General features: G+C 58.6%; 19 protein-coding genes. 5 read left to right on the top strand and 14 right to left on the bottom strand.

Annotated elements, in window-relative coordinates; translation table 11 throughout:
- Positions 1-5 precede the first annotated feature (5 nt).
- The 3 genes from NWQ23_RS16240 to NWQ23_RS16230 all read right to left on the bottom strand — a co-directional run bounded on the left by NWQ23_RS16240 (position 6) and on the right by NWQ23_RS16230 (position 4,017).
- Positions 6-755 (bottom strand): GGDEF domain-containing protein, encoded by a 750-nt coding sequence (locus NWQ23_RS16240; protein WP_306167438.1) that lies wholly within the window; start codon positions 753-755, stop codon positions 6-8.
- A gap of 130 nt (positions 756-885) precedes the next feature.
- Positions 886-1,791 (bottom strand): LysR family transcriptional regulator, encoded by a 906-nt coding sequence (locus NWQ23_RS16235; RefSeq protein WP_306167437.1) that lies wholly within the window; start codon positions 1,789-1,791, stop codon positions 886-888.
- A 201-nt stretch (positions 1,792-1,992) separates the two neighbouring features.
- Positions 1,993-4,017 carry an FAD-dependent oxidoreductase gene (locus tag NWQ23_RS16230; protein WP_306167436.1) on the bottom strand — a complete coding sequence of 675 codons (2,025 nt, stop codon included), beginning with the start codon at positions 4,015-4,017 and terminating at the stop codon, positions 1,993-1,995.
- Between the two features lie 171 nt (positions 4,018-4,188).
- Between NWQ23_RS16230 and NWQ23_RS16225 the strand changes: the two genes are divergently transcribed.
- Both NWQ23_RS16225 and NWQ23_RS16220 read left to right on the top strand, forming a co-directional pair.
- Positions 4,189-5,184 (top strand): fatty acid desaturase, encoded by a 996-nt coding sequence (locus tag NWQ23_RS16225; protein ID WP_306167435.1) that lies wholly within the window; start codon positions 4,189-4,191, stop codon positions 5,182-5,184.
- The gene (locus NWQ23_RS16220) at positions 5,181-6,023 is read left to right on the top strand and encodes a sugar phosphate isomerase/epimerase (RefSeq protein WP_306167434.1); all 843 of its coding nucleotides are present in this window, start codon (positions 5,181-5,183) and stop codon (positions 6,021-6,023) included. Before NWQ23_RS16225 ends, NWQ23_RS16220 begins: the two co-directional genes overlap by 4 nt.
- Positions 6,024-6,216: 193 nt before the next feature.
- Here NWQ23_RS16220 and NWQ23_RS16215 read toward each other — a convergent pair whose 3' ends face one another.
- Complete coding sequence (locus NWQ23_RS16215; protein ID WP_306167433.1) at positions 6,217-6,759, bottom strand: helix-turn-helix domain-containing protein; 543 nt, start codon at positions 6,757-6,759, stop codon at positions 6,217-6,219.
- A gap of 39 nt (positions 6,760-6,798) precedes the next feature.
- On the opposite strand from NWQ23_RS16215, the gene NWQ23_RS16210 reads away from it, so the two are divergent.
- Complete coding sequence (locus NWQ23_RS16210; protein ID WP_306167432.1) at positions 6,799-7,179, top strand: VOC family protein; 381 nt, start codon at positions 6,799-6,801, stop codon at positions 7,177-7,179.
- A 159-nt stretch (positions 7,180-7,338) separates the two neighbouring features.
- On the opposite strand, the gene NWQ23_RS16205 is transcribed toward NWQ23_RS16210, so the two are convergent.
- The 8 genes from NWQ23_RS16205 to NWQ23_RS16170 are packed head-to-tail and all read right to left on the bottom strand — an operon-like array spanning position 7,339 to position 16,864.
- On the bottom strand, positions 7,339-9,783 hold the full coding sequence (locus NWQ23_RS16205) for an FAD-dependent oxidoreductase (RefSeq protein ID WP_306167431.1): 2,445 nt from the start codon (positions 9,781-9,783) through the stop codon (positions 7,339-7,341).
- Positions 9,784-9,800: 17 nt separating this feature from the next.
- Positions 9,801-10,673 carry a homocysteine S-methyltransferase family protein gene (locus NWQ23_RS16200; protein WP_306167430.1) on the bottom strand — a complete coding sequence of 291 codons (873 nt, stop codon included), beginning with the start codon at positions 10,671-10,673 and terminating at the stop codon, positions 9,801-9,803.
- Positions 10,674-10,724: 51 nt separating this feature from the next.
- Positions 10,725-13,178 carry an FAD-dependent oxidoreductase gene (locus NWQ23_RS16195; protein ID WP_306167429.1) on the bottom strand — a complete coding sequence of 818 codons (2,454 nt, stop codon included), beginning with the start codon at positions 13,176-13,178 and terminating at the stop codon, positions 10,725-10,727.
- The gene (locus tag NWQ23_RS16190) at positions 13,175-13,555 is read right to left on the bottom strand and encodes a GFA family protein (RefSeq protein WP_306167428.1); all 381 of its coding nucleotides are present in this window, start codon (positions 13,553-13,555) and stop codon (positions 13,175-13,177) included. The genes NWQ23_RS16195 and NWQ23_RS16190 overlap by 4 nt, the downstream gene beginning before the upstream one ends.
- Before the next feature lie 7 nt (positions 13,556-13,562).
- The gene (locus tag NWQ23_RS16185) at positions 13,563-14,153 is read right to left on the bottom strand and encodes a helix-turn-helix domain-containing protein (RefSeq protein ID WP_306167427.1); all 591 of its coding nucleotides are present in this window, start codon (positions 14,151-14,153) and stop codon (positions 13,563-13,565) included.
- Positions 14,154-14,202: 49 nt separating this feature from the next.
- Complete coding sequence (locus NWQ23_RS16180) at positions 14,203-14,655, bottom strand: GAF domain-containing protein (protein WP_306167426.1); 453 nt, start codon at positions 14,653-14,655, stop codon at positions 14,203-14,205.
- Positions 14,655-15,704, bottom strand: a complete 1,050-nt coding sequence (locus NWQ23_RS16175) for an alcohol dehydrogenase family protein (RefSeq protein ID WP_306167425.1) — start codon at positions 15,702-15,704, stop codon at positions 14,655-14,657. The genes NWQ23_RS16180 and NWQ23_RS16175 overlap by 1 nt, the downstream gene beginning before the upstream one ends.
- Positions 15,704-16,864 carry an acetyl-CoA C-acyltransferase gene (locus tag NWQ23_RS16170; RefSeq protein WP_306167424.1) on the bottom strand — a complete coding sequence of 387 codons (1,161 nt, stop codon included), beginning with the start codon at positions 16,862-16,864 and terminating at the stop codon, positions 15,704-15,706. The genes NWQ23_RS16175 and NWQ23_RS16170 overlap by 1 nt, the downstream gene beginning before the upstream one ends.
- Positions 16,865-17,008: 144 nt before the next feature.
- Here NWQ23_RS16170 and NWQ23_RS16165 point away from each other — a divergent pair, with 144 nt between their 5' ends.
- Positions 17,009-18,583 carry a gamma-glutamyltransferase family protein gene (locus NWQ23_RS16165; RefSeq protein WP_306167423.1) on the top strand — a complete coding sequence of 525 codons (1,575 nt, stop codon included), beginning with the start codon at positions 17,009-17,011 and terminating at the stop codon, positions 18,581-18,583.
- A gap of 287 nt (positions 18,584-18,870) precedes the next feature.
- Here NWQ23_RS16165 and NWQ23_RS16160 read toward each other — a convergent pair whose 3' ends face one another.
- On the bottom strand, positions 18,871-19,545 hold the full coding sequence (locus NWQ23_RS16160) for a TetR/AcrR family transcriptional regulator (protein WP_306167422.1): 675 nt from the start codon (positions 19,543-19,545) through the stop codon (positions 18,871-18,873).
- A 91-nt stretch (positions 19,546-19,636) separates the two neighbouring features.
- Here NWQ23_RS16160 and NWQ23_RS16155 point away from each other — a divergent pair, with 91 nt between their 5' ends.
- Complete coding sequence (locus NWQ23_RS16155) at positions 19,637-21,682, top strand: NADH:flavin oxidoreductase (protein WP_306167421.1); 2,046 nt, start codon at positions 19,637-19,639, stop codon at positions 21,680-21,682.
- Here NWQ23_RS16155 and NWQ23_RS16150 read toward each other — a convergent pair.
- Positions 21,679-21,957 (bottom strand): hypothetical protein (locus tag NWQ23_RS16150; RefSeq protein ID WP_306167420.1); only part of this gene is annotated, 279 nt, incomplete at its 5' end. The genes NWQ23_RS16155 and NWQ23_RS16150 overlap by 4 nt on opposite strands.

Below are 21,957 nucleotides of genomic sequence, written 5' to 3'. Positions count from 1 at the left end.
TGGGATCAGGCGCTCACACTCATCCGGCCCATTTGCAGCGCCTCATCCCAAAAAATGAACCTTGCGCGGCCTTCCAGTTTGGCGCGGTAGAGGGCGCTGTCGGCCTTTGCAAACATCTCGTCTAGGGATACTTTGTCACCTGAAACTGCAGCGCCGATAGAGAGCGTGACCGTCAGGTGCTCATACTGATCTGACCTGAAAGGTATCGGCTTGGTCAGGCGTTCACTTATGACACGTGCCTGTTCAGGTGTGGTATTCCTGAGGTAAATGGCAAATTCCTCTCCGCCAATGCGCCCAAGAACATCCTCTTCGCGCACGTTGCGGCGCAGCGTATAGGCGATTGATTTCAGGCAGATATCACCGGCCCGATGACCATAGGTGTCATTGATCATTTTGAACCAATCGGCATCAAGCAGCAGCAGAACACCAAGGTTCTTGTCGGCCGCCAACTTGGCTGCCAAATCCAGAAAAGTCCGTCTGTTGTTCAACCCCGTCAGGCTGTCCTTCCGCGAAAGACGCCATAGCTGGCGTTGCAGGCGAACCTGAAAAACGGTGACTGCAAGAAAGAAGGCGATCAAAGGACCACCAACAAAAAATGCATGGGCCAGAGAGTACCCTAGACGATCTAGTCCGCGATCATTCAGGATCATTGCAAAAGTGATATTCGCGGCAGCCACGAGCGCGATCAGAAACAGCAGCCGCACGACAAAACCAATGGCGCTTCGCGGAGCAAGCCAGCGCATTAGTTTTTCCATTCACGTTACCTCGTCTACATCACGAGGGAACCTTAGGAAAAAGAAATTGCGATAGGATTAATGCATACAAGAAAAAAGGCGCGGCTCCATCGGAACCGCGCCAGTCAGGCCGATAAACGCCTTGGGAAAATTACCAGATGTCAGGACCTTTGTCCGCAAAGGAGTGAACCAGAAAGTCGATGAACGCGCGGACTTTGGGCTGTGTAAAGCGACCCGGTGGATAGACCGCATAGATACCTTGCGTTTCTACAGGCAGATCAGGAATGGCTTCTTCTACCAGACCGTCGCGCATTGCGTCGGCATAAAGGAAGCTTGGCAAGTAGGCGATGCCAAGTCCGCCAACGCAGGCATTCAGCAAAGACTGGCCATCATTCACGGTCAGCCAGCCTGCTGTGCGAACCTGACGTTTCTCGCCGGAAGGTGCGGTCAGTTTCCAGACCGCGGAATTGGCCTGATTGGAATAATGCAGTAGCTTGTGGTCATTGAGATCGTCGATCTTTTCGGGGCGACCGTATTGCGCGAAGTATGCGGGGCTTGCGATCATGCGTTTCGTTGTCTCGGTCAGCTTGCGGGCGCGCAGAGTGCTGTCTTCCAGCTCGCCGATCCGTACAGCCATATCAAAGCCTTCGGAGATCAGTTCAACATAGCGGTTATTCAAAACCATATTCACGGTGATGTCGGGAAACTCGCTCAGGAAATCGCCCAGCACGGGAGACAGATGGTTCACGCCAAAATCTGTGGCGACACTGATACGGAGCAAACCGGAAGGTGCCGATTGCATGGAAGTGACCAGCGCATCAGCTTCTCCGGCGTCATTGAGAACACGGCGGGCACGGTCGTAGTAGGCCAGACCGATTTCGGTCGGGCTCACGCGGCGTGTTGTACGGTTCAGCAATCGCGCACCAAGCCGCGCTTCAAGTGAAGAAACATGTTTGGAAACAGCAGATTTGGAGATACCCATCTTCTTGGCTGCGTCTGTAAAGCCCCCTTGATCCACGACTGTGGCAAAAGCTTCCATTTCGGTCAGACGATCCATCGGGAATTCCTACTTGTTATTGATACCGTTGTTTCCTGTCTGATCATGAAATCAGGCAGGATTAGGACGAATGCCTGACAATAAGGGGGTATGAATCAGTTTTGGTGCCTCAGCGGAAACAGCCGATTGTGCGGAATCTCCATATAGACAAGGGTAATGCGTGTCTTTTGCCCGTTAACGACTGTGGCAGACTACCTAATCTTAAAGAATCGCTGCAAGCCGCGTGCCTTGATCTATCGCGCGCTTCGCATCGAGCTCTGCTGCGACATCTGCCCCGCCAATGACATGGACAGACCGCCCCTGCACGATCAAGGCCTCGGCAAGGCGACGTTCCGGCACTTGCCCTGAACAAAGAACAATCGTGTCTGCGGCAATCAACTTGGGATTCTCGCGGGCTTCGCCAAAGCTGATGTGCAGTCCATCCGCATCGATCTTTTCGTAGTTCACACCACCGATCATGGCGACGTTCTTCATCTGCAAACCAGCACGGTGAATCCAGCCGGTGGTTTTGCCCAAATGCTTGCCAAGCTTCTCATTTTTGCGCTGCAAAAGCGTGACTTGCCGGACCGCTGCGTCGGGTTTAGGGCCTTCGGGCCGCAAGCCACCACGTGTCTGCGCTGGATCGCCGACGCCCCATTCTTCAAGCCATACTTCCAGGTTTTCGGTGGGGCTGTCTTCGGTCACGAGAAATTCGGCAACGTCAAACCCGATCCCGCCAGCGCCAATAATCGCGACCGTCTTGCCGACGGGTGCCTTCCCGCGCAGGACGTCGATGTAGGACAAGACGTTTGGCCCGTCCTGCCCCGGAATACCGGGGTCGCGCGGGGCGACGCCAGTCGCGATGATGATGTCGTCAAAGTCGCTTAGCATGGCAGGTGTGGCAGCGATCCCAAGCCGCAGGGCAATTTGGGATTTGGCGACAGCGGTCTTGTAGTATTCAACCAAGCCCCAGAATTCTTCCTTGCCGGGGACTTGTTTCGCCATGTTCAACTGGCCACCAAGTTCGGTGGATTTATCAATGAGCGTGACAGAATGCCCGCGCTGCGCGGCGGTAAGTGCGGCAGACAGGCCAGCAGGGCCAGCGCCAATGACAGCGATCCGCTTTGGATGATCGGTCGGGGTTATCGTCAACTCTGTCTCATGACAGGCGCGCGGGTTCACCAGACAGGACGACAGTTTGCCACTAAAGGTATGATCCAGACAGGCTTGGTTGCAGGCAATACAAGGCGCGATTTCGGCGGCCTTTCCAGCAGCAGCCTTGGACACGAAATCAGGATCGGCCAGAAACGGGCGGGCCATGCTGACCATATCGGCGCAGCCGTCAGCCAGCACGCTTTCGGCCACATCGGGCATGTTGATCCGGTTGGAGGTGATGATCGGGATCTGGACCTCGCCCATCAGCTTTTTTGTCACCCAAGCGAAGGCACGACGCGGCACCGATGTGGCGATGGTTGGAATACGCGCCTCGTGCCAGCCGATACCGGTATTCAGGATCGTTGCCCCTGCCGCTTCGATAGCCTTAGCCAATTGGACGACCTCGGCCCAAGTGGAGCCATTGGGCACAAGATCAATCATGCTCAACCGGTAAATCAGGATGAAATCAGGGCCGACAGCGTCGCGGACGCGGGTGACGACCTCGACCGGCAGGCGCATCCGGTTTTCATAGGACCCGCCCCAGTCATCGGTGCGCTTGTTGGTATGGGTGACAAGGAACTGGTTGAGGAAATAACCCTCGGACCCCATGACCTCGACCCCGTCATAGCCCGCTTCGCGCGCGCGGGTTGCGGCGATGACGATATCGCTGATCTGTTTTTCAATACCTGCGGCGTCCAATTCGGCAGGAGGGAAAGGCGAAATCGGCGATTTTATCGGCGAAGGCCCCACACATTTAGGCGAATAGGCATAGCGACCCGCGTGCAGAATCTGCATGGCGATCTTGCCGCCTGCGTCATGAACACGGTCTGTGACGATGCGATGATTTGCGATATCCTCCGGTGTATAAAGCCCCGCCGCACCTGGGAAAACACCGCCCTCCGGGTTCGGGGCCATGCCTCCGGTGACCATGAGTGCCACACCGCCGCGTGCGCGGGCGGCGTAGAATTCCGCGACGCGGTTCCAGTCCTTGGTTTCCTCAAGCCCCGTATGCATCGACCCCATCAGCACGCGGTTCTTCAATGTGGTAAAGCCCAGATCGAGAGGGGCCAGAAGATGAGGATAGGGGTTCATTGGATGCCTCCGCTTTGGGCAATCATGGCGAAAGTTGACGCGTCCGTCACCCTCAACGTGACGTCATGTGACACGGGCGTGCAACCAGAGCATCAGACAGCCGGACATACGAGAAAACACACCGTTAACATTTGCGTTGCACGACAGACCCGTTAGGATTTGCGCAGAGGAATGGAGAAAACAATGGAAGCCAGCTTTTCCCGCCGCCAATTGCTGACACCGACAGAGTTGCGGACCCTGTCCGAACGGTCCGACCTGCGTGGCGGGCTGCAAATGGCCAGCCACATGGGGGCAATCTTTGGTGTTGGGGTCCTGCATGCGCAGGCGATGGGCACTGGGTGGGTCTGGGTGACAGGCTTTGCCTTGGGCGTCTTGCTGAACTTCCTTTACGCCGCTCAACACGAACTGAGCCACGCGACCGTGTTCAAGACCCGTAAACTGAACGAAATCTTCGGCCGGATCATCGGGTTCATCCAGATTTTCCCGCGCGACTTCGATCAGGTCATGCATTTCGCGCATCACCAGTACACCCAAGACTGGGACCGCGATGGCGAACTGGTGCGCGAACCTTATACGCTGACCACTTACCTCTTGTGGCTCAGTGGGATCACCTATTGGCGCAACCGCGTTTTCGGCACTGTACGGCGCGCGCGCGGGATCATTATCGAGCCGTTTATCCGGGCCGAGGAAGAAGCCAAGATCATCCGCGAAAGCCGGTACCATGTCATGGGCTACGGCCTGATCGCCCTGATCTCGCTGGCGGCGGGGTCGTGGGCCGCGCTGACCTTCTGGATCATCCCGATGATCCTGACCAAGCCTGTGCATCAGCTCCAGAACACCATCGAACATCTGGGACTGTCCCATGAAAACGATATCCTCGAAAATACACGCTCGACCCGCGCCAATGCGGTGCAGCGCTGGCTGTGCTGGCAGATGCCTTATCACACCGCGCATCACACCTTTCCGGCGGTCCCCTTCTGGAAGCTGCGCGATCTGAACGACCGGATCGAGGAGAAAGCGGGCGAAGTCCATCGCATGGGCTGGATCGAATTCCAGATCGAAGTGATCGGCAAACTGATGGCCAAGGACGAGAGCCAATACCCGATGGACGAGGTCTGGGTCATCCCCCGCGCCGGTGGCCGCGTCACGCGGATGCCTGCAGAGTGAGGCGGCTACAGGTCTATACCTCGCTTTGGGCGATGCAGCCCCATGACCAGACGGGGGTTAAACTGCCCTATAATCAGGTCTGCGAGATGGTTGCAGGTGCTGGCTTTGACGGAATGGCGATTGATCTGGGCGCCTCTGACGTGGCGGTCGCCCATGCCGTGCGGCCCTATATGCAGGCGAATAATCTGACGCCGCTGATCGTGGCCTTTCCCAAGACGATCGAAAGCCTAGAAGACACGCTGCATATGGCCGCTGATTTTGGCGCGCCTTTTGTCGATGTGATCGGGCAGGTCATGCCCATAGCGCTGGACGACATGGTGCCGGTGATCGAGACATGGATGGGCATGGCTGACCGGGTCGGCGTGCCGGTTCAGTTCGAGACACATCGTAATTGCATCACCAACGACCTTTATACGACGCTGCAACTGCTTGACCGCATCCCCGACATGCGGATTTGCGCGGACCTGTCGCATTACGTCGTGGACCGTGAATTCTGGTTTCCGCTGTCAGAGCATGACTTGGGACTGATGAGCCGGATTTTGCAGCGCTCGGACAGCTTTCAAGGGCGCGTGGCGTCACGCCAGCAGATCCAGTTGCAACTGGATTTTCCGCAGCATCAGAAATGGGTGAACCTGTTCAAAGGCTGGTGGCGCGAAGGGATCGCGGACTGGCGGGCGCGGAATGCGTCGGGCGATTGCATCTTTGTCTGTGAACTCGGTCCGCCCGAATACGCAATGACCGGACCGGACGGGCGCGAGATGTCGAACCGCTGGGAAGAGGCGCAGGTGATCATGGCGTGGGTGCGCGAGATTTGGGAGGAACTGGGCGGGGACGGGTGAGCTGTCTGTTATGCGGGACAAACCGGGATGGATATTGGCATGGTTGACGCTGACACAGAATTTGAGCCATGCATTTCGAGCTTCTACAATTTCCATAAATCAATAGATGACTGAGTTGACAGGTGTAGCTAAGGACTAACTTTCGCCGATCTTGTTCAACTCAAGGCTCTTTCTCAACGAGCGGCTGAGTATGCTAGAAAAAGATGATTTCTGACGCCGCGACACTGCTTATCAATCCGCCAGTGTTCACTGCACAATAGATGGATCTGGGCGGGCGCGCTGCCTCGTCAACGTTGCGCTGCACCCAGCTTCTCGTTTCCATGGCTTTCAACGATTGCGACAAGGCGCGATCCGAAATCGTCCGCAGGTTTCGTTTGATATCATTGAAGTGGCTTGGCCTGTGGATTGCCGCCAGCACCGGCAACGTCCATGAGCGGCGAAGCAAATCCTGATCTTCTTCAGCAGTGATGCTTTGAATTCTGTGGGCGATGGCCGCGGCGGAAACGCCAAGCTTTGTAAGACGAAACTCCGGACGCAACGGATGGCCATAACCGGGGTTTCGTTCCAACAATCTTATAGAGATCAAGTGTTCCATGCTTTGCGCAAAAGCAGTCCTGCTCGCGCCGGTTGCTGCCAACAGCGGCGCCTGTCGCGCGGCGATGCCTGCGTGCAGGTTCGCCAATATGGGTATGGCCCAAGCTCTTGAGGTGGTGTTGACAAAGGTCTCAATGTCCATAAAGTATAGTTAGTATACATTTAAGAAAAGGGGAAGGCCGTGTCTCTTATTTCGTTGGAAAAGACTATCACTATCGCGCTTTCGGTCAAAGATCGCCATGCAAGCGCCGAGTGGTATGGCAAGATGCTTGGATTTGACACTATCTACCATGCAGATGAGGCGGGATGGTCAGAGCTTCAAACAAATGTCACTGGAGTGACGATTGGATTGGGTGAGCATACCAAGCCGGCGCCGGGAAACTGCGTTCCCGTTTTCGGCATCGCTGATCTAGATACGGCGAGGCAAAAACTGGAACAGGCCAAGGTGAAATTTGACGGCGAAACTGATGTCGTCGAGGGCATGGTAAAGACAGCAACTTTCTATGACCCGGATGGTAACGCGATGATGCTAGCCGAAGATTTGACCGGCGGGGCGGCATAGTGCGTGGACTTGATTTTCCTTCAGCGGTCGTTTGAATTCTTCGCCGCATTTGAAAAAGGCTCGATCCTGCCGCTTGTTGCGATACGATCCAGAGTCAGCCAATTCATCCAAGCGCCAAGGGAGCTATCCCTAGGCAATCCGTGTGCCTTTCAAACCCAACTATGCTTTTGCCCGTTCTCCGGTCGGATCATAGAACGGCTTCAACTGCGCCGCGGCCTTGACCCGTGTTCCCATCACATCAATCTCGAAGGTGCTGGCCAGCAGGTCGGCCACGCTTTCGCCCTTGCAGGGCACATAGCCCATGCCAAGCGCGCCGCCAACATGATGCCCGTAGCCGCCTGACGTCAGATGCCCGACCACCTTGCCATCCCGCAACACCGGTTCATTATGGTAGAGCAACGGTTCGGGGTCAGTCAGCTTGAACTGCATCAGACGGCGCTCCAGCCCAGCATCGCGCTTGCGCAGAACGGCATCACGGCCGATAAAGGCGGGCTTGTCGGTTTTCACGGCAAAGCCCAGTCCGGCCTCCAGCACATGATCCTCTGATGTGATGTCATGCCCGAAATGGCGGAAGCCTTTTTCCATCCGTGCGGCATCCATCATGTGCATGCCGCAGAGCTTCAGCCCCATGTCCTGCCCTGCCGCATGCAGCACTTCGAACACATGGCCCGCCATGTCGGCAGAGGTATAAACCTCCCAGCCCAGCTCGCCCACGTAAGTGACGCGGTGCACCCGGGCGAGCCCCATCCCGATCTCGATCTCTTGCGCGGTCCCGAAAGGGTTATGCGCGTTCGAGAAATCGGCGGGCGATACTTTTTCCAAGAGCTTGCGACTGTTCGGCCCCATCACCGCCAGAACGCCTTCGCCGGCTGTCACATCGGTGATGACGACGTTGAAATCGCCCTGATTGCGCTGCATCCAGACTTGATCGGCCAGACGTGTCGCGGCTGGCGTAACGACCAGATAGGCGGTTTCAGACAAGCGGGTGACGGTCACATCCGCTTCGATCCCGGCGTGATTGTTGAGGAATTGGGTATAGACGATCTTGCCGACGGGAACGTCATAATCGCCACCCCCGATGTGGTTGAGAAAGGCCATCGCATCCCGCCCCTCGACGCGGACTTTCCCGAAAGAGGACATGTCATACATGCCCACATTCGTCCGGATCGCATTCAGTTCGGCTGCGACATTGCCAAAGAAATTCTGCCGCTTCCAAGAGTATGCGTATTCCGGGGTCTGCCCCTCATTGGCGTACCAATTCGCCCGCTCCCAGCCTGCCAGTTCGCCCATCACAGCCCCATTATTCAGCAAATGCTGATGGAATGGCGTGCGCCTGATCCCGCGTGCGGTAGCCTTTTGGCGGTAAGGGAAGTGGTCGGCATAAAGCAGGCCAAGCGTTTCCTTTGACCGCTCGAACAGGTAGGTTTTATTCCCCTGAAACGGCTGCATCCGGCTGATATCCACATCGCCCAGATCAAAGGGTTTTTCGCCCGCATCCATCCATTGCGACAAGGCCATGCCAGCGCCGCCAGCGGATTGAATACCGATAGAATTGAAACCGGCGGCGACCCAGACGTTGTCCATCTCGGGCGTCAGCCCAAGGTGATAGGCATCATCGGGGGTAAAGCTTTCGGGTCCGTTGAAGAATGTATGGATTCCCGCCTCGGCCAGCATCGGCACGCGGTTGACTGCTGCTTCCAGTATCGGCTCGAAATGGTCGAAATCCTCGGGCAGTTGGTCAAATTCGAAACCCTCGGGGATGCCACCCATCCCCCACGGTTTGGCGTTGGGCTCGAACGCGCCCAAAAGGTATTTGCCCGCATCTTCCTTGTAATAGGCGCATTCATCCGGCACGCGCAAAACCGGCATCTGGGTCAGGCCGGGGATCGGCTCTGTCACAATATAGAAATGTTCGCAGGCGTGCAGGGGGACGTTCACGCCCGCCATGCGGCCAACTTCGTGGCCCCACATGCCGGCGCAATTCACGATCATATCGCAGGCGATCGTGCCGCTCTCGGTTTCGGTCTGCCAGTCAACCGATGTCACGCGGCGACCTGTGCGATTGATCGCAGTGACCTTGGTGCGTTCGGCTACAACTGCGCCGCGCTGGCGTGCGCCCTTGGCAAGGGCGAGCGCAATATTGGCAGGGTCCCCTTGCCCGTCGCGTGGCAGGTAAACGCCGCCAGTCACCCCTTCGATGTTCAGGTGTTCATAGCGGGCGTGGACCTCGGCGGGCGAGATTTCCTCGACTTCGACGCCAAAGGCGCGGGCCATGGCGGCCCCGCGATAAATCTCTTCGCGCCGGTCTTCGGTCAAGGCGACAGTGATGGACCCGACACGCTTGAACCCTGTGGCAACGCCGGTTTCTTCTTCCAGACTGCCATAGAGCTCTTGGCTGTATTTCGCGAGCTTTGTCATATTCGCCGTGGCACGCAGCTGCCCGATCAGCCCTGCCGCGTGCCATGTCGTGCCGGATGTCAGTTGTTTGCGTTCCAGCAAAACCACATCCTTCCAGCCTAATTTTGTCAGGTGATAGGCGACAGAGCAGCCGATGACTCCACCACCGATGATAACGACACGGGCCTGTGCGGGAAGTTGTGCCATGAGACGGGTCCTTTGGGTTAAACGATAGTGTGGCCAGCCGCGCGGATCGTCTCGGCCAGTTTGGCGATATGGGCAGGGCCGACTTCGCAGCAGCCGCCAACGATGGTCGCCCCTTGCCCGATCCAGCCCATGGCAAAGGTCGCATAGGCTTCCGGCCCCAGATCGCGGCGGGCGGAGAGGGCATCGACCGTGGGTTTGTCTTTGAGGAATTCATTGGTGATCTGCGTGAACCCGTTGGCATAGGCTCCGAACGGCAGGGGGCCTTTGGCAAAAGCATCCATCGCGGCGGCCATCGCCTCCGGGGCGGCGCAATTTGCCAAAAGCGCCGCGGCACCTTCCACCACTGGCAAGATATCCGCCACGGCCTCGCCCGAGCGCAGTTTGCTGCCGTCTTCATCATCAATCGTGATCGACAGCCAGATCGGTTTGCCTGTGGGCAAGGCCGCCTCCATCGCGGCGCGCGCATGGGCGACTGAGGCGACCGTTTCGAAGACAATCAGATCGACATGCGGTGCCAGAAGCCGTGCGATTTCCGCATAAAGCGGCACGGCCACGTCATGGGCAGGGTGGATATCGGGCCGGTAAGACGCAATCAGAGGCCCGATGGATCCGGCAATCCGCCCCGTGCCTTGCGCCTCTTTGATCGCGGCGTGATGCAGCGCCTCGAACTGGTCCTCCAGCCCGGTGCCCGCCAGCCTGTCGTGGTGGATCGCATAGGTGTTGGTGGTATGCACGGTTGCGCCCGCCGCGCGGTAATCCGCGTGGACCTGCGCCACCAGACCCGGATGGTCGATCATCACTTGGGTAGACCAAAGCGGGGTGGGTTTATCGCCGGCGCGATGCACCAGTTCTTGTCCCATGCCGCCATCGAGAAGGGTAATATCCGTCATGGATAAGGCTCCGAAAATATCATTGTTGCGGTGTTGGCCGCGCCGGAAGTCTCAGGCGCGGATGCGTGCATTTTCGGGGTCCCAAAGCGGTTGGTCTTCGTGGACGGTCGCGGCAAAGCGTTCGCCGTAGATATCCACCTCGACCTTTGCGCCAGCCATAGCCAGATCTGCACGCAGCATCCCCAGCGCGATGGATTTGTTCACGCGGTAGCCCCATCCCCCCGACGTGGTTTCACCCACAACCGTATCACCTGACCAGATCGTCGACATATAAGGCGCGTCAGCGTCCCCCGGTGCATCAAGGGTGAGAGTGACAAAACGCTTGGTCACGCCCGACTGCTTTTCTGAGAGAAGCGCCGCCTTGCCCGGGAAATCCTCTGCCTTGTCGAATTTCACGAAACGGTCCAGCCCGCCCTGTAGCATCGAATAATCCGTGCTGAGGTCGCCCTTCCATGCGCGATAGCCTTTTTCCAGCCGCAGTGCATTCAGCGCAAACATCCCGAAAGGCACAGCACCTGCACCCAAGACCGCATCATAAAGCGCGGGCATGTTTGCGTTGGCGGCATGGATTTCCCAGCCCAGTTCACCGGCAAAACTGACGCGGGCCAGGGCGCAATCATGGCCTGCAACCTTTGCTGGTTGGTGGCTCAGCCAGCCTGCGGATAGATCGGCCTCTGTCCCAAGTGTTTCGAACAGGTCGCGTGCTTTTGGTCCTGTGACGATCAGGGTGGAGTATTCTGTCGTGTGATCGGTCAGGGTCAGCCCTGCCGGCAGATCGTTGTTCAGGACATCAAAGTCATGCCACTGGGCCACAGCTGCGGTGATCAGTGTGAAATGATCTTCTGCATGCCGCATCACCGACATCTCGGTCAGGATGCGCCCGCGCGTATCGGCAAAATAGGCAAGGTTCATGCGGCCAATCTTGGGCAAGCCGCCGGTGATCCGCCCGCGCAAGAAGTCTGCAGCACCCGTCCCCGACAGGTTGAAGCGCGAAAACCCGGGCAGGTCCAGCACGCCCACGCCGTCGCGCACCGCCTCGCACTCGGCCTTCACACGTGGGGCCCAAGGGCCGTTGCGGTCCCATGTGGCCGACCCTTCGGGCGTTGTATCGTCGCCGTCTTTGGCGAACCAGTTGGCGCGTTCCCAACCGTTATAGGCCCCCATGACGCCGCCTTGGGCGATAACCTTGTCATGCACAGGTGACAGCTTTTTGTCGCGTCCCGCAGGCCATGCCTTGTGCGGGAAATGCATGGCGTATTCATGGCCGTAGGTTTCCATTGCCTTGGCGTAGCAATAGTCGTGATCGGTATAATCGGTATAGCGACGCGGATCGCAAGACCACATATCCCACTCGGTCTGGCCATCCACGATCCATTCGGCAGCGACCTTGCCTGCGCCACCGCCTTGGGTGATGCCAAAGGTAAAGACACAAGCCTCATAGGCGTTTTTCACACCGGGCATGGGGCCGATCAGCGGCAGCCCGTCAGGCGCATATGGGATCGGGCCGTTGATGACACGCCCCACACCTGCAGTCCCAAGGATCGGCACGCGGGCCATCGCATCTTCGATATACCATTCCAGCCGCTCCAGATCGTCAGGGTAAAGCTGGAAGCTGAAATCATCGGGCAGCGGATCATCGGGCGTGACCCAATGGGCCTTGCAGTTACGCTCGTAGGGGCCAAGGTTCAGGCCGTTCTTATCTTGGCGCAGATAATAAGAGCTATCCACATCACGCAGCAGCGGTACCTTGTGACCGTTCGCCTCTGTCCAAGCCTTCAGTTCGGGGATTTCCTCGGTCAGGAAATACTGGTGCGACATCGTCACCATCGGCACGGTGCGCCCGCCATAAGGCTTGAACCATTCGCCAACGCGCTGGGCGTAGTATCCGGCAGAGTTGACCACTTTCTCGCAAGCGATATCGCCCTTTTCGGTATGAACGATCCATGTGCCGTTGGGTTGTTGGGTGACACCCGTGGCCCCGCAGAACCGCTCGATCCGCGCGCCCATCTGACGGGCGCCCTTGGCAAGCGCTTGGGTCAGCTGCGCAGGGTCAATGTCACCGTCATCGGGATCATAAAGCGCGCCTTGCAGATCATGCGTTTCGAGGAAGGGATATTTTTCCTGCGCCTCATCCGGTGTCATCAGCGCCAGCGACAGCCCCTGATAATTGCCCATGCCCATCGCGCGGGCGAATTCCTGCATACGTTCCTTGGAATGGGCCAAACGGATGGAACCTGTGACGTGGTAGTTCATCGGATAATCGACCTCGGCGGCCAACCCCTTATAAAGGCCCAGCGAATAGCGCTGCATGTTCATCACCGCCCAGGAGGTGCTGAACGACGGGCAGTTGCCCGCGGCATGCCACGTGGAGCCTGCGGTCAATTCGTTCTTTTCCAGCAGAACGCAGTCGGTCCACCCTTTCTTGGCAAGGTGATAAAGGGTCGAGACGCCGACAACACCGCCACCGATAATGACCACGCGGGCCGATGTAGGAAAATCGCTCATGTTTCTTGCTCCTCTTGTGGGACCGCGTCCGCAATGTCGTAGTAATCGCCTTTGTCGGCGGTAAAGATGTGGCGTTCGAGCCGCAGGCCTGTCGGCCCGTCCAATGCGCCAAGGGCTATGCCTGTGTCGGGGTCATCATAGCCTTTCCAGAACAGGAAAGACCCGCAGACAGGGCAGAACCCGCGTTTGGCGACGGGGCTGGCTTCGTACCAGCGGACCTCGCCCGTTACGGTCAGCGCGTCATCCGGCACTTGCATCGCGGCCCAATAGTGGCCGGATTGCTTGCGGCATTGGGTGCAGTGGCAGGCGGCGGGGTCTTTCGCCGCCGCATCAGCGACAAAGGCCACGGCACCACACAAACAGCTTCCTTTGTACATCATCCCCTCAATAAATCGGTGGCGAGATCACCCAGATGATCTCGCAGGGTGTGTCATAGGGGTTGGACCACTGAAAGGGTTCGCCGCGCAGGCGGAAACTGTCACCGGCTGACAGTTTGAAATGCCTTTCGCCCACTGTCAGGTCAAATCGGCCCGTGACAATGTAGCAGACCTCTTGAGTAGGGCGGCTTTGCGGTTCTTGGGTCTTTGATCCCGGTGCAAAGGTGGAATGGATCACTTCGAAATCATCGGTCAGATCAGGCGACAAGAGCGCCTCGGTCAGACCATCTGTCCGGCTTCCGATGGGGCGGCGGGCATCGGCGCGCACGATCACGCCTTCTTCTTCCGGTGCGGCACCGACCTGCAGAAAGCTGGAGATCGACACATCCAGCAGTTCTGCCATCCGTCCCAGATCGGCAATGGCAGGATGGGATTTGTCGCGTTCCACCTGGCTCAGCCATCCAACAGAGCGGTCCAATGCATCTGCCAGATCCACCAAAGTCATACCGCGCGCTTTGCGCAGGGCACGGATGTCAGCGCCCAGCGTGGGCACTGTGACCGGATTATCCAAGAGACTCACTTCGTGAAAAATTCCCATGAAATTTCATAGCAGGGAATTCTTTGCCGCGTAAAATGGTTTTTTCAGATCAGCGGGCGAAAACCATTTTCAGCATCGCTTGCAGCCCGTCCACGTCAGCTTGGGTAAAGATATCCGGCTGATCGCTGTCGATGTCGAACACGCCGATCAATGCGCCGTCACGGTCATAAACCGGCAACACCAGTTCCGATTTTGTACTGCTGGCACAGGCAATATGGCCCGGAAACGCATCGACATCCGGCACCAGTTGCACCTGTCCCGTCCGCGCGGCAGCGCCGCAGACGCCTCGCGAAAACGGGATCACAAGGCAGCCGTGCCCACCCTGATAGGGGCCGATCTTGAGCAATTCAGGGGCTGTGACCCTGTAAAACCCCGTCCAATCGAAACGGTCGTCGCTGTGGTGCACCTCACAGGCGACGGTGGCCATTAGCGCCACCTCGTCGGTTTCCCCTTCGGTCAGGGACGCGATTGTCCTGTGCAGATCGTCATAATTCACACGCATCATTCGGTCCTTTTGGCGTCTTGGCTCACGGTCAGCACGATTTTACCGACATAGTCCTTTTGCGCGAAGGCCAGCTGTGCGGTGGCGATATCCTGCAAAGGAAAAACGGCAGAGACAAGCGGCTGGATCGCGCCGGATTCGATCCGTTTGATCAGGTTGCCAAACACCTCGGGTTCCAGAACCGTGCAGCCGAAAAAGCGCAGGTCTTTGAGGTAAAGCGTCCGCAGATCAAGTTGCACAATCGGCCCGCCCACAGCCCCTGACACCGCATAGCGCCCCTTCGGGCGCAGCACGTCCAGCAGGGCGGGCCATTTGGCACCGCCGACCAGATCAATCACCACATCGACACTGTTGACGCCAAGCTCTGTCGCATAATCCGCGATACGGTCGATGGTCCGCTCCGCTCCAAGATCACGCAGCGCTTGGGCTTTGCTGGCGCTGGTGACGGCGATCACTTTCGCGCCGCGTGCCTTGGCCAGTTGGATCGCCGCCGATCCGACACCGCCGGACGCCCCTGTAATCAGCACGGTATCGCCTGCCTTTACCTCTGTGCGGGTCAGCATGTTTTCGGCCGTGGAATAAGAACAGGGGAACGACGCAAGTTCTGTATCCGTCAACAGGCTGTCGATGGCATAGGCGTGGCGGGCGGCGACAGCGCAGTACTCCGCAAATCCGCCGTCACATTCCGAACCCAGAAACCATGCGGGATCGCGCATCTGCCCTTTTGCTTCGGTCAGGCAGGGTTCGACCAAAACCCGTTCACCAATCCGTGCCGGATCGACGCTTTCGCCCACCGCCACGATATGCCCGCAGATATCAATCCCTTGAATGCGCGGCAGTCCCAGCGCTCCACCGGTCCAACTGGCATCGTCTGCATCATTGTCGCCTTTGGAGTACCAACCGACGCGGGTATTGATATCGGTATTGTTCACGCCTGCTGCCGCCACGCGGATCAGCACCTCGCCCGCAAGCGGCACGGGTTTCGGCAAATCCTCGCGCCAGACAAGGCACTCTGGCCCGCCGTGCGCGACCAAGACGACCCCGCGCATCAGGGCCGCTCGATCGCGATGGCCGTGCCTTCACCGCCGCCAATGCAAATCGCCGCGATCCCGCGTTTCAGCCCGCGCGCTTCGAGCGCATGCAGCAGTGTGACGATGATCCGCGCGCCAGATGCGCCAATCGGATGTCCCAAAGCGCAGGCCCCGCCGTTCACGTTCATCTTGGCGCGGGGGATGCCCATTTCGCGCATAAACGCCATCGGAACCACGGCGAAGGCCTCATTCACTTCCCACAGGTCCACGTCATCAACGGACCAACCGATCTTGGCCAGCAGCTTTTGGGCGGCAGGGACGGGGGCGGTGGTGAACAAGCCCGGGGCTTGTGCGTGGCTCGCGTGGCCAAGGATTGTCGCGCGCCCCGGTCCGGCGGTTGCGGCATCGGCCAGCACAAGGGCCGCTGCCCCGTCGGAAATGCTGGATGAATTGGCGGCCGTCACCGTGCCACCGTCGCGGAAAGCGGGTTTGAGCGTCGGTATCTTCTCGGGCCGCGCTTTGGCGGGCTGCTCGTCCGCGGCAATGACAACCTCTCCTGTGCGGGTCTTGAGGGCCACCGAAGCGATCTCAGCAGCAAAGGCGGCGCTGTCCTGAGCGGCCAATGCGTTGGACAATGACCCCAAGGCATAGTCGTCCTGAGCGGCGCGCGTAAACTGGAATTTCTCGGCGCAATCCTCGGCGAATGTGCCCATCAGGCGGCCTTTGTCATAGGCATCTTCGAGCCCGTCCAGAAACATACTGTCCTGCACTGCTGCATGGCCGATCCGTGCGCCGCCGCGCATTTTGGGCAAAAGGTAGGGGGCGTTGGTCATGCTTTCCATGCCGCCTGCGATCATCACTTGCGCGCCGCCGCCTGCGATCTGGTCAAAGGCGATCATTGCGGCCTTCATGCCGGACCCGCACATCTTGTTCAGCGTCGTGGCAGGCACGGTGTCGTCCAGCCCGGCCAGAAATCCGGCCTGCCGCGCGGGCGCTTGCCCCTGGCCGGCGGGCAGCACGCAGCCCATCAGAACCTCGTCCACGGTCGCGATGCCTGCGCCCTCCATGGCAGCCTTGATCGCGGCCCCGCCCAAAGTCGGCGCATCGACCTGCGAAAAGACCCCCTGAAAGCCGCCCATCGCTGTACGGGCGGCACCTGTGATGACAACTTTTTGCATATCGCCGTTCTCCAAAGGTTGCATGCATCAGGCTACGCTTGCGCTGTCGAAAGGAAAACCCATCTTGCGCCCGCCATTGCGACATTGCAGAAAGGCGCGAACGTCCTACCGTTGGGCGGCACACAGAATTTGGGGGGACGATACATGCGCAATTTCCATCATCCGGGACGGTCACCGGTTTATGCCACCAACGGCATGTGCGCGACATCGCACCCTTTGGCCGCCAAGGTTGCGGTCCAAATGCTGGAGGCAGGTGGCAACGCGATGGACGCCGCCATCGCAGGAGCCGTCCTGCTGGGCCAGTGCGAACCGCAAATGACCGGGATCGGCGGCGATTGCTTTGTGCTTTTCACGCCACCAGGCGAGGACCGCGTTCTGGCGCTGAACGGGTCTGGCCGCGCGCCTGCGGGAATTGACGCTGACAAACTGCGCGCCAAAGGGCCGGTGATTGCGCCCTATTCTGCTGATGCTGTCAGCATTCCAGGGGCCGTTGATGCCTTTTGCCGCCTGTCCAAAGACTGGGGCAAACTGGGGCTAAAGGCCATACTTGCGCCAGCGATCCATTACGCAGATGCGGGTATTCCCGTGGCGGACCGCGTATCGTCTGACTGGGCCGGGTCCATCGACAACCTCTCGGGCATCGCGCGCGATATGTTCTTGCTGAACGGTCAGGCTCCAAAGCCGGGTCAGGTCTTCAAAGCCCCGCAACAAGGAGAGGCGCTGCGCCGTATCGCCACCGAAGGACGGGCCGGATTTTACGAAGGCGAAGTTGCCGAAGACATGGTTGCCAGTCTGAACGCCCTTGGCGGCACCCATACGCTGGACGATTTCGCCAATACCGCCTGCGACTATACCGATCCGATCACCGGTGGTTACGGCGGTCTGGACCTCTACGAGCATCCGCCAAACGGGCAGGGCGCGACCGCGATCCTTCTGCTCAACATCCTCAAGCATTTCGATATCGCCGGGATGGACCCATGGGGGACCGCGCGCGCCCATATCGAGGCCGAAGCGACCAAGCTTGCCTATGACACGCGCAACCGCTTTATGGCCGATCCGGACTATATGACACGGCTCGAGCACATGACGTCGGCTGACACGGCGGCAAAACTGGCGGCTTTGATCGATCCCAAGAAAGCTATGCCCGCAGGTCTGCCGGGGGCCGAAGCTGTGCACAAAGACACGATCTACATCACAGTGGTCGACAAAGACCGCATGTGCGTGTCGCTGATCTATTCGGTCTTCCATTCCTTCGGCTCGGGTATTGCGTCCGATAAATTCGGCATCCTGTTCCAGAACCGTGGCGCGGGCTTTACGCTGACCCAAGGCCACCCCAACGAGGTTGGCCCCGGCAAGCGCCCGATGCACACGATCATCCCCGCGATGCTGAAGAAAGACGGCAAAGTGATGATGCCATTCGGCGTGATGGGCGGACAGTATCAGGCAACGGGCCATGCACGGTTCGTGACGAACGTCACCGACTTCGGGCTGTCACCCCAAGGTGCCATGGACGCGCCGCGCTGCTTTGCCGAAGGCGACAAGCTGAATGTCGAGGACGGCTATAGCGATGCGGTCAAGGCCGAACTGGCAGCAATGGGGCACAACGTCCAGCGGCCCGACACGGCAATCGGCGGGTCACAGGCGATCCTTCTGCGCGAAGACGGCGTACTGGAAGGCGGCAGCGATCCGCGCAAAGACGGTTGCGCACTGGGATATTGATAAGTCTGGCTTAACAAGACCGCGCGCCGCTTGAAGTACAACAAAGGAAAGGTCACAGGCGCCCATTTTTGGGCGTCCGGAATTGGTGTGCTTGGGCATGCAGGACGAGCTCAAGCGCGCCCATGAACGCCCCGCAGGCAAGACCCGTGTTACCAAGTCCGACGAAAAAGAGCGGCAGCCCGAGTGACAGCGGGGGTCGAGGGCCCCTCAAATCGGGACATTCGAAACAGCCCTGTCCAAGCTTACCTATTGCCTCCTGACGGGCTCGTGAGCCTTTATCTTCCGGGTCAGCCAGAGGTTGGAGAGTTCCTGACCGAAGGGCTCGACAAGATGCTGGAAAATGGCGTGGCCTGATGGCGTTCCAGGAACGTATCGATCTCTGACTGGCTTGGTGGTTCGCCTGCGAATATCTCGACATAGTGGCAGCCAGCACGTGCCCGTTGAAAACGTGGCTCTGACACATGCATCGAATAATAGCCGGTCTGGGTCAAGATCACGGTGAGCGCGCGGTAATGGGCGGCATCACCTGTTCTGCCGAACCGCACAAACAGGGCTTTGACGGCCGCTAGTCGCAAATCGTCTGATTGGTCGACAAGGGCCTGCAACCGCGCATCGTTTCGCGCCCAGTTGCGGATCGCAAGATCAAGCGGCGCATCAAACAGATCATTGTCGATCCAGCAATCGATGAGGTTAAAGAGAGCCGCGCAAAGGCTTTGCGCGGGTGCAGCGCAGCGTTCAAGGATGATGCCTGTGTTGCGGGTCTGCCAGATTTCGATGATCGCATCATGCAGCTCTGACAGATCCTTGAAATGCCAATAGAAGCCCGTGCGCGTCAGGTTGAGCGTTTTCGCAAGCGGCATGATCTTCACCGCCTCGATCCCGTCGTTGACAAAGAGGGTATAGGCGGCGTCAATCCAGGTCTCGCGGTTGGCGCGGTTCTTTATGACAGTATCCTTGTGCATTGGGATATTTCTAGGGAACTTGACAGGTGTGTCAATTCTGGAAATGCTGACCTGACACTTCTGTCAGGAATCAACCTGCAAGGATGCCATGATGTCCACCGATCCATTGCTTCAGCCCTTCCAACTCAAGCACCTAACGCTGCGCAACCGCATCATGACCACCAGTCACGAGCCAGCCTATCCGCATGACGGTATGCCCAAAGAGCGTTACGCCGCCTATCACGCGGAACGGGCAAAGGCCGGTGTGGCCCTTGCGATGACAGCGGGGTCCGCCGCCGTCAGCCGTGACAGCCCGCCGGTGTTCAACAATATCCTCGCCTATAAGGACGAGGTCGTGCCATGGATCCGGAACCTGACAGACGCGGTGCACGAACATGGGTGCGCGGTGATGATCCAGCTTACGCATCTGGGCCGCCGCACGACATGGAACAAAGGCGATTGGCTGCCCTCCCTGTCGTCCTCCAAACATCGCGAACCGGCGCACCACGCCTTTCCCAAGCTGGCCGAAGACTGGGATATCGAACGGATCATCAGCGATTTCGCAGATGCGGCCGAGCGGATGCAGTCAGGCGGCATGGATGGGATCGAATTGCAGGTTTACGGCCACCTGCTGGACCAGTTCTGGTCGCCACTGACCAATGATCTGACTGGCCCATATGGTGCAGATACGCTCGAGAACCGGATGCGTTTTCCGTTGGACGTGGTCGCGGCGATCCGCAAACGTGTCGGCTCTGCATTCATCGTTGGTCTGCGCTTTACTGCGGACGAGGCGCAAAAAGGCGGCATCACGCCCGAGGAAGGCTTGGAGATTTCCAAGCGCCTTGCTGCGACGGGCCAGATCGATTTTCTGAATGTCATCAGGGGCCGCATCCATACCGACCCTGCCATGACGGACATGATCCCTATTCAGGGCATGAAATCTGCGCCGCACCTCGACTTTGCGGGCACGGTGCGCAAGGCGACGGGCATGCCGACGTTCCACGCCGCCCGCATCCCTGATGTGGCAACCGCACGCCATGCTGTGCAGGCAGGGCTGCTGGATATGGTGGGCATGACCCGCGCGCATATGGCAGACCCCCATATCGTGCGGAAAATCATCGAAGGGCGCGAGGATGACATTCGCCCCTGCGTTGGCGCGACCTACTGCCTTGATCGGATTTATCAGGCAGGGGAGGCACTGTGCATCCATAACGCGGCGACCGGGCGTGAACTGACAATGCCGCATGACATTGCCAAAGCTGTGACACCCAAGAAAATTGTGATTGTTGGCGCCGGTCCGGCTGGACTTGAGGCTGCACGGGTCGCGGCTGAACGCGGCCACGACGTGACTGTCTTCGAGGCCGCCGCAGAGCCCGGTGGACAGGTGCGTTTGACAGCACAGTCGCCGCGCCGCCGCGAGATGATCGGGATCATCGATTGGCGCATGTCCCAATGTGCCGCGCGCGATGTGACCTTCCACTTCAACACATGGGCAGAGGCCGACGACATTACCGCCCTCGACCCCGATGTGGTTATTGTCGCGACGGGGGGTATCCCCAACCTTGAACTCTTCGAGCAGAAAACCGAACAGACGCATGTTGTATCGGCTTGGGATATCATCTCGGGCGATGTCAAACCTGCAGGCAAACTGCTGATCTATGACGAAAGCGGCGATCATCCGGCGCTGCAAGCCGCAGAGATCGCTGCAAACGCGGGTGCCTCGGTCGAGATCATGACGCCAGATCGTACCTTTTCGCCGGATGTGATGGCGATGAATTTGGTGCCATATATGCGCGCGCTACAGGACAAGGACGTGACCTTTACCGTCACGCGCCGTCTGATCGGCGTCGCGCAGCGCGGCAACACTCTTACCGCGACCATCGGCACCGATTACAGTGGTCACACCTATGATGTCGAGGTTGATCAGGTCGTCGTGAACTACGGCACCATGCCGCTGGACGGGCTGTATTTTGATCTCAAGCCGCTGGCGTCCAATATGGGCGAGGTCGACTATGACGCGCTGATATCCGGTACAGCGCAAACCTTGGTACGCAATGAAAGCGGGAGGTTTCAGTTGTTCCGGATTGGTGATGCCGTATCGGCGCGCAACACCCATGCCGCCATTTATGACGCTTTGCGTCTGGTCAAGGATATCTAGGATGTGCCGCAGCAAAACCAGTCGCGCGGCGCTTTGATGCTGCAGAAGGCGAGATTTTTGACGCCAGCGCCGGTGGCGTGTTTCGCTGCGTGGTCCAGTCCGTGGGCGCTGGGCGCGGCTATGGCAAGGCAGAATGGAGTTTCTGGCGACGATTGAATTTGCGATTCAAAGTGAAAACCCAGCTTTTTCCAGCAAGAGGTTCGAAGTGTTGAAGTGATAGATATTGCACGCTGCGTGGTCGTGAATGATGGCTTTGTAGCAATGGCGAAAGTCGC

Origin of the sequence: Yoonia sp. (genome assembly GCF_030731595.1) — a bacterium.
Lineage (GTDB): Bacteria > Pseudomonadota > Alphaproteobacteria > Rhodobacterales > Rhodobacteraceae > Yoonia.
The sequence above is the reverse complement of the archived record's forward strand: the minus strand, read 5'-3'. Positions and strand labels throughout refer to the sequence as shown.